The sequence below is a fragment of the Moorena bouillonii PNG genome, assembly GCF_001942495.1.
GTDB classification, from domain to species: domain Bacteria; phylum Cyanobacteriota; class Cyanobacteriia; order Cyanobacteriales; family Coleofasciculaceae; genus Moorena; species Moorena bouillonii.
In genome coordinates this window covers 3474597-3487404 of the sequence record NZ_MKZS01000001.1, presented here as the reverse complement: position 1 = coordinate 3487404, position 12808 = coordinate 3474597, and the positions used below count along the sequence as shown (strand labels likewise).

The window sequence follows — 12808 nt, the reverse complement described above, 5'->3', positions numbered from 1 at the left end:
AATCAGCAATCAGCAATCAGCAATCAGCAATCAGCAATCAGCAATCAGCAATCAGCAATCAGCAATCAGCAATCAGCAATCAGCAATCAGCAATCAGCAATCAGCAATCAGCAATCAGCAATCAGCAATCAGCAATCAGCAATCAGCAATCAGCAATCAGCAATCAGCAATCAGCAATCAGCAATCAGAAATCAGCAATCAGCAATCAGCAATCAGCAATCAGCAATCAGCAATCAGCAATTAGCCAAAGGCCTGTGGCCAAGCTACACCCAACAGCTTTTGAATAAAATTAAGCTGACGGCACCTCAAGTAGCGTGAGCTAAAAGCTGACGGCTGACGGCTGACGGCTGATCACTGACCACTGACCGCTGACCGCTCTGGTTAATCACTTGCCAAATAGTGCCTGGATTTTTCGGTTATGCTAATAGGTGATGGGTAATCGTCAACAGGGGTTTCTAGCCTAATCAGGTACAGAGCATTTTTTCCCGACTCCCGACTCCCGATTCCCGATTCCCGATTCCCGATTCCCGATTCCCGATTCCCTTAACCAAAAAAATCCCTAGCTGCTTCACAGTCTCTCTGAATTTGGGCTTTGAGCTGGTCTAGGGAGGAAAATTTTTGTTCGGGGCGGATAAATTTCTGGAGGCTTACGGTTAGGGTTTGGCCATATAAGTCTCCGGACCAATCGAATAGATGAACTTCGACGGTTAAACTGGTGCCCTTGACCGTGGGGCGCATACCAATATTCATGACACCAGGATGGGAGGATAAGTTGGTGTCTAGGTTAGAGGATTCAGGGGTATGGGAGACTTCGACGCAGTAAACCCCTAGCTTCGGTAAAAATTTGTCTGGGGGTAAGTGGAGGTTAGCGGTGGGAAATCCTATGGTTCTACCGAGTTGTTGACCTTTCTCTACTATTCCGATTAGGGTGTATGGGCGTCCTAGGAATCGGTTGGCTTGGTCGATATCCCCTTGGGCTAAGGATTGGCGAATGATGGAACTACTGATCCGTTGCTCTTGACGTTTGTACAGGGATACGATGTGGACGGTAATACCGTAGGCGGAAGCGATCGCATCCAAATCCGTTGCGGTGCCAGCTCGCTTATGGCCAAAGCAAAAATCCTCTCCCACACTGACTTGCTTTGCCCGGAGTTGCTTGACTAAAATCTTTTCCACGAATTCCTGGGGACTCAGGGAAGCTAGCTCCCGGTTGAAGGGTAATAGAGCTAACTGTTGCACACCCAACGCACTTAACTGTTGGGCTTTTTCCGTTGGTGGTGTCAGCAGCTTCCAGGCTTGACCGGAAAAGAATTCTCGGGGGTGGGGATTGAAGGTGGCTACTGTGGGATAGATTAGTTCTAGATTTGGGTCTAGATTTGGGCTACTGGTGTCCGGGTTACTAAATTGCTCAAGATTGGATGATGCCAGAGCTTGAGCTTGAGCGGTAACTGGCTTCGGTAAAATGGGAGCAATAACTTGCTGATGCCCCAAATGGACGCCGTCAAAGTTTCCGAGGGCAACAGCGGTTGGTGTTAACGCGGTAGTTAGAGATGATGTAATCCACACGCTTAATATTTTGACATATTTCGCCCTTGGTAGGCAATGGATGAGCGCTACGCTTAGCGTCAGAAGTCAGAAGTCAGAAGTCAGCCGTCAGCCGTCAGCCGTTGGCCAATAGTTACTCAAGTTGCTTGGGCGTAGCCCATAAGTTGATACGCAACACGCTGATAGCTGTTCGCGTAGCGCATATACTTACGTATCAATGTCAAACACCTTAATGGGTAGTGCTATTATTACCCGATTAACTTATTTCAATAATTTAAACTTACCGTCAACCATTTTTACCAGGACAGGTTCACTCTGACACTCCCCTTGGTCAGTAAAGTGCAAAGGTAACCCAGAGGTATCATTAGCTAAAAGCTTAATATTGCGAAGTCTGTTGAGAACTAGCTTTCGGTCGGCGTCCTGGAACAAAGCCTGAATAAAGGCTTGAGTAGCATCAAAGCTAGTGGCAATTTGCCAGGTAATATCCCCTCGCCATAGTTGGCTAGCTGCTGTAGAAAAGTTTATTGCCTGTGGTGATTCCCTAAACCAGGGAACTACTATAGTCAACCCTTCAAGCGCTTGCTTAGGCTGTTTCAAGGTTTTATCTTCATATAAAGTAGACGCACCGAACAACCTAAGCCCTTGCTGATCTCGGTTGTTAGGGTTAGGGTTTAGGTGAGCGTTGGCTTTAGCAATATCGATAGCTGTATTAATCGATTCGACCCTCGGCAATAACATAGCGGCCTTGACTTGATCGTGAGAAAGACTGTTGTTGACTTCCTTATTTATATTCAGGTTAGGATTGTTTAATTCAATAGTCCGAACCACTTCACCCCCTAGTTGTTTAAAGTGTATTTGAAACTCTTCTTTTAAACTCTTGCTATAGATACTGTAAGCATCATAGAAAATTACGACCTTGTCTAAGCCAGCTTGAGATTTGACATGTTGAGCTAGTTTTTTTGCAAGTGCTTGATTAGAAGCAACTGTCCTAAAGAACACGTTGTTCTTGACATCAAGACTGGTTAAATCACTACTGGCACTGGTGGAGGAAATCATTGGTAAGCCAGCTTGGTCATATACAGGGAGTGCGGCGTTAGTGGCATCACTAGAGTTATGTCCAATTACCCCCAGGATAGAGTTGTCCAAAACCAAAGCCTGAGCTATGGTTTTGGCTTGGGCTGGATCGTTGCCATCATTAGCGATCACAATTTCGAGGAATCGACCATTTAATCCCTTTAAATTATTAAACTGATCTTGAGCCTGGGCTACTCCCCGCAATATTTCTTTTGCCGTGGATTCTGACTGGTCGATGGGCACTACCACAGCAATAGTAAATGGTTCCAACACCTGTTGACGAGCGCGGGCATTGTTGTAGTAAATTAGCAATTCTGGATCATTTCGATTAGCCTGCCAAGCTTGCTTAAACCAGTTAGCCGCTGCGCCATAGTTTGCGTTTCGGAATGCTTTAGTACCAGGGTCAATTTTTTCGATGTTGTCAATTCTAGGAAATAAGCTGTGGTCACCCCGACTAATACTCCGACTAATAGTAACGACGCATCTCATCCCGAAGACTTTCTGGAAACCGGTTGGACAGGGCGTTGATACCTTATAAAATCCCACACCAACCAAGGAAATGATTGTTACTCCTAATGCTAGTTTACTTAACCAATTCCCTTGATTAGGGTCAGTATTGTTAGGTAATCGATTATATTTACCTAAATAATTTTCAATTTCCCGTAGTTTTTCTTGTGCGGATAGATTTTCTGGAGCAATTTTCAATACTTGGGTGAACTGCTCTCTTGCTGTTGTAAAGGCTTGTTGCTCGATTAACTGATTGCCATAATTTAGTAGGGATCGCACCAACCCATCTTTGTTACGGATTTGGTCAACCTTATAGGATCTTTCGTAATAGGTAACTGCTTTCTCAAACTCTCCCAACTCTAGATATCCTTCAGCTAGGGCAAAGACAGCACTAAAATGATTAGGGTTTAGTTCCAAAACCTGTTCATATAGCCCTAGGGCTTTGGTAATTTCCCCCTGTTTATCCTGGGCAGTGGCTTGTTTATAGATGGGATTAGTTTGATTTTGCCCTAGTTTTTCTAGTGCTAGGATTTCTGGCTGGAGTGGGTAACGTTTAATCAACCAGCGCCGGATAAATTCAATGGTTACTTTATATTTAGGTTTATCTAAGAAACCTCGTTCCGCTAGTTTGTCTGGTGCTGTTCTTAAGGAGGTTGTTGAAATAACGCCGTAGTTTTCGAGCAGATTTAATCGCCGGTCTGAACTATTTTTAACAGTATTATCCCCCTCGGCAAAGGCGGAAAATACTACTCGTTCTGGAATAGATAATCCGGCTCTAATCCATGCTAATCCAGCACTAGCATTTTCTAGGGCTTGGTCTACACTCTTGTCCACATCTTCTGCCGTGATGTGCCACTGTTCTAGCTCCCTAGCTCTACTAAAAATAGCAAAGCATAGGACTTGGGTAAAATAAGGATGCCCGGCTGATAAATTGTAAATAGCTTGGATAGCAGCAGTTTCGTAGGTAATTAGTCCTGTGGCTTGTTTAGTAATCAGCTCCTGGGTACTTTCTTGATCAAGTAAGCCAATTTCTTGGCTTGGCGCATCCTTGAATATTCGGAGTAAATCGGGTAAATCTTTGGATTCCTGTGCGACACAGAGAATCAGGTATAGATTATCCTGTCGAGCAACTAAAGATTTTAAATAAGGAAATAAATGCTGGGATATTAGCTGATTATCTTGGTTATTATCTTGGTTATTATCTTGGTTATTATGTGGCCTATTACTTTGGCTATTGAAGGTTTCGAATTCATCCACCAATAACGCTAGGTTTTGGTTACCCAAGCTTTGATAGATTTGGGGTAAAAACTGGTTAGAAAAGAGGGAGGGGTTGGTGTCTAGGGCAGTACTGTCAGGCCAGGGTATTTCAGGAGAGTCTAGTTCCAAGCTATCAAGGATTTCTGTGGCCAGCTCCTCCAAGACCTCACCAAGAGGTTTGTGACTGTGGGATTCGAGGTCAAAAGGCACAAAGGCAAAGTTGTCTAAGTCTACCGATGTCGGAATATGACGAAGTAGGGAAGACTTACCAATCCGCCGTTGACCGTACACTATCATCACCTTGGTTTGATTCCTGAGGTTATGGTTAATAAACTGAAATAAGTTTCGCCTTCCGCAAAATAAATCCTGGTCATTGTCATCAATTGGACGACCTATAATATAGGGATTCCTATGAAGTTTTGAATTCATTTTTTTTCATCTCCGATAGAGCAGAGATATACTAGTAGTGAGGTTATTATTAATTAATAAATAATTGGTACTACCAAATCTTTGAGGTTTTGTATAACTTTTTTTGATAGGTAACTCCCTAGGATGATGGTTGGTATGTTTAGATTTATTCCCCAGAGTATACCTATAATATTTTAGTCAGTATTGTTAGTCAGTCTTGGTCAAGGAGACTTAGGTTGTATGCACTCAAGCTTGATGATCAGGGGAACTTTTTAATCCCCCTCTTCGTATTGCTCTGCAATGAATTTCAATTCATTGTCAACCACTTCCACCAGGACAGGTTCACTCTCACGCTCCCCTTGGCTAGTAAACTGCAAAGGTAACCCGGAAGTATCACTCCCTACAAGATTAATATTGCGGAGTCTGTTTAGAACTATCTCTCGGTTGGCGTCCTGGAAAAAAGCCTGAATAAAGGCTTGAGTAGCATCGAAGCTAGTGGCAGTAACCCAGCTAACATCGCCTCGCCATAGTTCCTTAGCTGCTTTAGAAAAGCCTTGGGCATCTAGTGCTTCCCTAAACCAGGGCACTATTATAGTCAACCCTTCAACTCCTTCCCTACCCTGTGTCAAGGTTTTATTTTCATATAAAGTAGAAGCACCGAACAGCCTCAGCCCTGGCTGATCTAGGTTAGCGTTGACTCTAGCAATATTAATAGCTGTATTAACCGATTCCACCTTCGGGAATAACATCGCGGCCTTGACTTGATCTTGAGAGAGACTCCTTGTGAGTTCTTCAGTTATATTCAGGTCGGGATTGTTTAATTTAATCTCCCGAACCACCTTACCCCCTAGTTGTTCAAACTGTGTTTGAAACTTTTCTTTGAGATCTTGACTATAGACACTGTCAGCATCATAGAAAATTACCACCTTGTCTAAGCCAGCTTGAATTTTGACATAGTCAGCCAGTTTTTTTGCAAGTTCTCGATTAGAAGGAACTGTCCTAAAGAACACGTTGTTCTTGATATCAAGACTGGTTAAATCAGTACTGGTGCTGGTGGGGGAAATCATCGCTAAACCAGCTTTGTCATATATAGGGAGTGCAGCTTTAGTGGCATTACTAGAGTTATCTCCAATTACCCCCAGGATAGAGTTGTCCTTAACCAAAGCCTGAGCTATTTTTTTAGCTTTGACTGGATCATTGCCATCGTTTGCGATCGCAATTTCCAGGAATCGACCATTTAATCCCCCTGAATTATTGAACTGATGTTGAGCCTGGGCTACCCCCCGCAATATTTCTTTTGACCTATCTTTGGACTGGTCGATGGGCACTACCACAGCGATAGTGAATGGATCAAACCCTTGTTGACGGGCTCGGGCATTGTTGTAGTAAATCAGCAATTCTGGATCATTGCGATTATTCTGCCAAGCTTGGTAAAAACTCTGAGCCGCTTCGGCATAGTTTGCGTTTCGGAATGCTTGAGTAGCAAGGTCAATTGTTTCCTTGTTGTCAATTCTAGGAAATAAGCTGTGCTCACCCCGACTAATAGGAGTAGCGATACATCTAATCCCGAAGACTTTCTGGGCACCAGTTGCACAGGGAGTTGATACCTTATAAAACCCCACACCAACTAGAGTAATTATGGCTAGAGCTGCTGCTAGTTTGCCAATGCCTAACCTAGGAGGATTTGGATTATTATCAACTGGAGTGATAGGTGGATTACTAAGAGCTTCAATCTGGTCTAGTCTCTGCTGTGCTAATTGATCGTCAGGGTCAATGTCCAACATTTTATGAAAACACGTCTGGGCTTTTGTGAGCGCTTCTTGCTCAATCAACTGATCTCCATAATTTAGTAGCGATCGAAACAATCCTTCTTTGCTTTGTACTGGCTTAACTGGATAGACTCTTCTATAGAGTTCTATGGCTTTCCTGAAATTGTTAACCTGGAGATACCCCTGAGCTAGAATCAACAGAGCGCTGAAATGATTGGGATTAAGTTGTAACACCTCGTCATAGAGCACTAGTGCTTTATGAATTTCCCCCTGTTGATACAGTGCAGTGGCTCGTTGATAGATCGGATCAGTTTGGTCTTGGTCTAGTTTCTCCAGTGCTAGTATCTCTTGCCGTAGTGGGTGATTCTGAACCAACCAGCGGCGGACTAATGGCACCTTTAGTCTACATTCTGTGTCATCGACGAAACCGTAGCCTTGAAGTCGTTTGGCTGCGTGATACAGGGACTTAGTCTGGATTACACCATAGCGCTTTAGGAAAGATAATGGGTGTTCTGGCACCGGCTGGTGTTGGGAGATAGCTCTTTGTTGAGCCTCGGCCACCGCTGAAAATACCACTTGCTCTGGGATCGGTAAGCCATCCCACAACCATGCCAACCCCCCTTGAGCCCTCTCAATTGCCTGGTTGACTATAAGCTCCACATCTAGGCCAGAAATCCTAAAGTTTTGGTTCTCCCTAGCCTTCGAGAACAGAGTAAAGCATAGGACTTGGGTAAAATAGGGATGCCCTGCTGATAGGTGGTAAATGGCTTTGATGGCTTGGGATTCATAGATCAGTACACCTTCAGCTGGTTTAGTAATTAGTCGTTTAGTACTGATCTCACTCAGAAAACCAATTTGCTGGTAAGGTGAACTCCCAAACACCTTGAGTAGAGTGGGCAGATCATCCAGATTCCGTCCCACTACCGCAATTACAAATAATTGCTTGTGCTGTTTAATCAGGTCAGCTAAATAGGGAAAAAAATTCGGCTCTGCTGACGGGATATTGTGGTTAGTTAAAACATCAAATTCATCCAGTAATAATACTAGGTTTTTATCGTTTAATTCCCGATAAACCTTAGGCAAAAATTGATTAGAGAAGATAGCTTGATCAGTTACTAACTCTTGTTCTGAGGGGGGAGTAAGATAATCGGGAGCTAGATCAAAGTCATCAACCAACTGGTCACTAATGTCTTGAGCCAAGTCATGGAGAAGACGACTCAAGGGTTTGTTAATGTAGCTGTGCAAATCGAAGTTAACAAAAACAAACTGATCGTTAGCAACTTTGTTGGGAATTTGTTCCAAGACCGATGACTTGCCAATCCTTCGTTGACCATGGAGTAAGATCACCTTTTTCCTGTGAGTCAGGTTGTCTTCGATAAACCGAAACAGACTCTCCCGTCCAAAAAAATTCTCTGGGTAATCAATTATACTCCCGATAATATAAGGATTAGGAGGATTAGGGTAATTCTTAAGCATTCGTAGGCTATTCATGATTCCTTTAACTCTTATCTAAACCACTCAAGGTTTGCTGCCCTTTCAAGTCAGGACAATGCAGCTAATACTTTACTCACCCATGCCAGAGCAGTCTTGACTTTCTCTTGATGGTGCCATAGCCACTTAATCGCCTCGATCACTTTCTGAGCTTGAGTATGGCTGAGCAGATTGAGAAAGACTTTTTGCCTATCTTTTATTAACGGATTATGAGTCTGCAAAATTTCCTGAATCAACCACCGCTCCATAATGGATGAGCTAAATAATAAGTCTTGATGGCTGATCATCACTCCTAGTGTGTTTTGGTTAGTAATTACCCCTTGTTCGGCGAGGTTAATTAATTCTCGCTGGTTTTGGCTAAAGATTACCTCAATGCCCTTCAAGTCAAAGTGCTTGTTATGATGGAGACGACCGTCTAACTTGAACAATGCCATCAAAATCAATAGGGCTTGCTCAACCTCGCTGCACCGTTTCCAAATCGTTTCAAAAATTGGTCGGGTAGTACCTTCAAAGTCCTGAACAAAGGCTTGGGCATCAGGAGCTTTGCTAGTTTTTAGCTCTCGATAAAGCAAATAACCAGCAACCTGGAGTAGAGCCGGATGTCCACCAGCAATCTCTCGGGTCAAATCCCGTAATTCTGGGGTGATTGGGATACCAGCCATTACCATTAATTGATCAATGTCAGTTTCAGTGAATGGCTTGAGGGATTGGAACAGATAATGGTTGTACCAGGGAGAACTATTGGGATTGAGAACAGGACCAAGTTCATTGAGAGGGCGGAGTGAGGCTACAATCATGGATAGATATTTCCTCTCCCGAGAGTGATAGGCAAGACTGCGACACTCCATGACAAAGGTTTCCATGTCAGCATGAGTATAGTTCTGGTTTTCCCGCAGTGCGCAATCATAGTCATCTACTAGCAACACTAATAATTTGTGGCTTTGTCCAAGCTTCCGCAATACTTGGCGCATGCCCCTAGTGGTTGCTTTGCCCTGATTCAGCAATCTCTGGATCTGTTCCTGGAGGTCTGGCTCACCGTCTAATTCCTCTTGGAGCAGATTAAACACTTCTTGCCAAAACCCAGAAGCTGTAAAAGGTTGAATACTCTCGCAACTCAGGAGCACGATCACAGCCTGGGATGGGTCTTGTCCATAGTGTTGCCAAACTTGGGGGGAAGCCAGGAATTCCAGGAAAGAGGTCTTGCCCATGGCTGGCCCCCCCCAAAGGGCTAAGTTACTGCGGTTATAGATTTGATCAAAGGCAGCCAGAATTTCTGATCGTCGTCCCACAAAACGCTCTGGGGAAACTGGCTGACCATAGACAAAAGGATTTTCCATGATAGTTATGCTTCCCATATAGCGTTTCCCAAGCTAGCAAGCTACAATTAGAACCCTCTGGGAATTCTACTAAAGAACTATGAAAGCCTTATAATTTGATCCTAGACAAAAAATTATTGATTGTGCTCAAGGCAATATTTCTCAACCTCAGATCGCTCAACAGTTCCATGTTGCTTTAAGCTTTGTTAAAAATCAGCAATTACACACAATTAATTATACATTTTTAACACCTAAAATTAGTTTGATTGCAAGGGTTACATAAAATTATAGTAGGTGATTAATTATGCACGCTGTGCTTAATAAAACAGTATCAATAAACCAGCAATATTGCTGCCCAAGTCCGAAATTAACAAATTCCGACAAAACTGACCTCAGAACAATTAACTATATCTCTTTTCTGTCAGACTGGGTATAACCCTAGGAATTTCGTGAACGAACCTCTGAACCTCAACGGTGAGTCTCTGGATATCAACGGTGAGTCTCTGGATATCAACGGTGAGTCTTTGGATATCAACGGTGAGTCTTTGGATATCAACGGTGAGCCTCTGAACCTCAACGGTGAGCCTCAGAACCTCAACGGTGAGCCTCAGAACCTTAACGGTGAGCCTCTGAACCTCGTGAACGAGCCTCTGAACCTCGTGAACGAGCCTCTGAACCTCGTGAACGAGCCTCTGGGCCTCGTGAACGAGCCTCTGGGCCTCGTGAACGAGCCTCTGAGCCTCGTGAGGTAGGGAACAGGGAATAGGGAACAGGGAACAGTAATAAAATTTGATTCTTTAAGAACTTAAATTGATTGTTATTGATTCCGATATTAAGTTTTTTTGTACTGGTGCCAGATCTCAGCAAAAAGCGATCGCACTAGGCCCGAAGAGGTGGAACATGAGTGCTTGCCCTTGGCTGGTGCGTTACGGGGCGGACTATTCCAACATTGGTTACGAGGTGGAACCTCAGGGCAAGCCCGCCCCTAACGCACCCTACGCGGCTTGGTATGCTAGTACAGAGTTGATTGTAGTAGTTCCCGATTCCCGATTCCCGATTCCCGATTCCCTACTCCCTATTCCCTACTCCCTGTTCCCTGTTTCCTTTCTTATATGATCTCTGGTAATTCTCTTGTAGTTCTCTGGTATCGTTTTCTAGGAATTTTCCTGGCTGTGAGTTTTGCGATCGCACTGCCTGGCTGTAGCATCAGCCAATTTCAAACCAAGGCAGCTGATGTTCCCCAAATAGTCCAGAGTATTCTCAGTGACATAAATACCTTTAACTATGCCCTCAACCAAAGTGCTACCAATATTTTTGGTCTTACCTTTCAGGGTTTAGTAGACACTGATGGCATTACCGGGGAAATAATCCCGGGTTTAGCGGAATCCTGGCAGATTTCCGACGATAAACTTAAAATCCTATTTACCTTGAGGGAGGGGCTAAAGTGGTCAGATGGTGAGCCTTTAACCACTGATGATGTCGTCTTTACCTACAATGACATCTACCTCAACCCAGAAATTCCCACTGATTCAAGAGATATCCTCCGGGTTGGCAAGAGTCGAGCCTTACCAACGGTCAAAAAGATAGACCAGCGTCGGGTGGAATTTGCTGTCCCTGAACCCTTTGCGCCCTTTCTCCGCAATACTGGCTTACCGGTCTTACCCGCTCATGTGCTCAAAGAATCCGTGAAAACCAAAGATTCAGAAGGGAATCCAATGTTTTTGACCATGTGGGGGGTAGATACGGATCCAGATGATATTATTGTCAACGGTCCTTACAAACTTAAACTCTACCGCACCAGTCAGCGGGTGGTTTACGACCGTAATCCCTACTACTGGAAAAAGGATGAACAGGGAAACCAGAAACCTTATATTGAGCGGGCGATCTGGGAAATTGTAGAATCAACGGATTCATCCTTCATTCAGTTTCGTTCGGGCGGATTAGATTCTCTGGGTGTATCCCCTGAATACTATTCCCTGCTCAAGCAAGAGGAAAAAAAGGGTAACTTTACCATCCACATCGGTGGTCCTACCCTCAGTTCCAGTTTTATCTCCTTCAATCTCAACACCGGTAGCCGGGATGGACAGCCTTTAGTAGATCCGATTAAGTCCCGTTGGTTTAATACTCTCGAATTTAGACAAGCCGTTGCCTATGGCATAGACCGGCAAACCATGCTGAATAATTTGTATCGGGGGTTAGGTGCGCCGCAATATTCTAATATACCCGTGCAAAGCCCCTATTATCTGTCACCAGAAGAGGGGTTACCCGTGTATGACTATAATCCCGAAAAAGCCAAGAAATTACTGTTAACAGCGGGCTTTAACTACAATGACGAAGGGGAACTGCTCGATAGCCAAGGTAATCGAGTCCGTTTCACCTTAATGACTAATGCTGGGAATAAGCTGCGAGAAGCCATGGGAGCACAGATTAAGCAAGACCTCAGTAAAATTGGCATTCAAGTCGATTTTACTCCCATTGCCTTCAATACCCTGGTAGACAAACTCGGCAATAGTTTAGATTGGGAATGCCATCTCCTTGGTTTTAGTGGCGGTGGCTTTGAACCCAATAATAGTTCTAATATCTGGTCTGTGGATGGGGGCTTGCACAGCTTTAATCAAAAACCCTTCCCTGGTCAATCCCCCATTCAAGGTCGTAAAATAGCCGATTGGGAGCAAAAAATAAGTGACCTTTATATCCAAGGCGCTCAAGAATTAGATGAAAACAATCGCAAAAAGATTTATCAAGAAGCCCAACGGATTAATTTAGAAAACTTGCCTTATATTTATCTGATTAATCCTCTCTCCATGACCGCAGTTCGTAACTCCATAGAAGGAATTGAATATTCCGCTCTAGGAGGCGCATTCTGGAATATTGATGAACTGAAAATTTCAGAATGATAACATTGGGAAGTCGGGAATCGGGAATCGGGAGTGGGGAGTCGGGAGCAGGGAACAGCGGATCTGGGAACAGCGGATCTGGGAACAGTAGGAAATCAATACGAGGAGTTTTTGATGTTATGATCAATTTCATTGGGAATAGGGAGCAGGGAGCAGGGAGCAGCGGATCTGGGAATAGGGAAGAGGGAATAGTAGGAAATCAATACGAGCAGTTTTTGATGTTATGATCAATAAGGATTGGGCTTCATGATCTATTTAGAAATACTATATAGCTTTTATTGCATGTATAAGGTAAAATTATAAACCTCAAAGTCCCCCTTTTTAAGGGGGATTTAGGGGGATCCATTTGTCCCTCATGGTAAAGATAATTGCTAGAAATCGTAGCTCAACATTAAACCTTAAATTTAAAATATTAAACCATTAAAACTTCTTCCCGATTCCCGATTCCCGATTCCCGATTCCCGATTCCCGATTCCCGATTCCCGATTCCCGATTCCCGATTCCCGATTCCCGATTCCCGATTCCCGATTCCCGATTCCCTACT

Annotated in this window: 7 protein-coding genes; 3 read left to right on the top strand and 4 right to left on the bottom strand. The window is 43.9% G+C overall.

Features of this window, described 5'->3' with window-relative positions; translation table 11 throughout:
* Positions 1–543: 543 nt before the first annotated feature.
* The 4 genes from BJP37_RS14195 to BJP37_RS14180 form a co-directional block, all read right to left on the bottom strand.
* Entirely contained in the window at positions 544–1566 is a 1023-nt protein-coding gene (locus tag BJP37_RS14195; RefSeq protein WP_075899661.1) for a bifunctional riboflavin kinase/FAD synthetase, read from the bottom strand.
* A gap of 240 nt (positions 1567–1806) precedes the next feature.
* A complete protein-coding gene (locus BJP37_RS14190) occupies positions 1807–4812 on the bottom strand; it encodes an ABC transporter substrate-binding protein (RefSeq protein ID WP_075899659.1) in 3006 nt (1001 codons plus the stop codon).
* 251 nt (positions 4813–5063) lie between these two features.
* A complete protein-coding gene (locus BJP37_RS14185; RefSeq protein ID WP_229415312.1) occupies positions 5064–8051 on the bottom strand; it encodes an ABC transporter substrate-binding protein in 2988 nt (995 codons plus the stop codon).
* A gap of 50 nt (positions 8052–8101) precedes the next feature.
* Entirely contained in the window at positions 8102–9388 is a 1287-nt protein-coding gene (locus BJP37_RS14180; protein ID WP_075899654.1) for an AAA-like domain-containing protein, read from the bottom strand.
* 428 nt (positions 9389–9816) lie between these two features.
* Here BJP37_RS14180 and BJP37_RS39205 point away from each other — a divergent pair, with 428 nt between their 5' ends.
* From BJP37_RS39205 to BJP37_RS14165, 3 genes are read left to right on the top strand one after another with little or no spacing between them, the layout of a single operon-like run.
* Positions 9817–10119 carry a hypothetical protein gene (locus BJP37_RS39205; protein ID WP_158069582.1) on the top strand — a complete coding sequence of 101 codons (303 nt, stop codon included), beginning with the start codon at positions 9817–9819 and terminating at the stop codon, positions 10117–10119.
* Between the two features lie 58 nt (positions 10120–10177).
* On the top strand, positions 10178–10483 hold the full coding sequence (locus BJP37_RS14170; protein ID WP_143727614.1) for a hypothetical protein: 306 nt from the start codon (positions 10178–10180) through the stop codon (positions 10481–10483).
* Positions 10480–12264, top strand: coding sequence for an ABC transporter substrate-binding protein (locus tag BJP37_RS14165; protein WP_075899648.1), 1785 nt, complete (start codon positions 10480–10482; stop codon positions 12262–12264). The genes BJP37_RS14170 and BJP37_RS14165 overlap by 4 nt, the downstream gene beginning before the upstream one ends.
* Positions 12265–12808 lie beyond the last annotated feature (544 nt).

Excerpts from the sequence above, each read along its gene's own strand:
- BJP37_RS14180 (WP_075899654.1), bottom strand. The coding sequence starts at position 9,388 with ATGGAAAATCCTTTTGTCTATGGTCAGCCAGTTTCCCCAGAGCGTTTT.
- BJP37_RS14190 (WP_075899659.1), bottom strand. The coding sequence starts at position 4,812 with ATGAATTCAAAACTTCATAGGAATCCCTATATTATAGGTCGTCCAATT.
- BJP37_RS14185 (WP_229415312.1), bottom strand. The coding sequence starts at position 8,051 with ATGAATAGCCTACGAATGCTTAAGAATTACCCTAATCCTCCTAATCCT.
- BJP37_RS14165 (WP_075899648.1), top strand. The coding sequence starts at position 10,480 with ATGATCTCTGGTAATTCTCTTGTAGTTCTCTGGTATCGTTTTCTAGGA.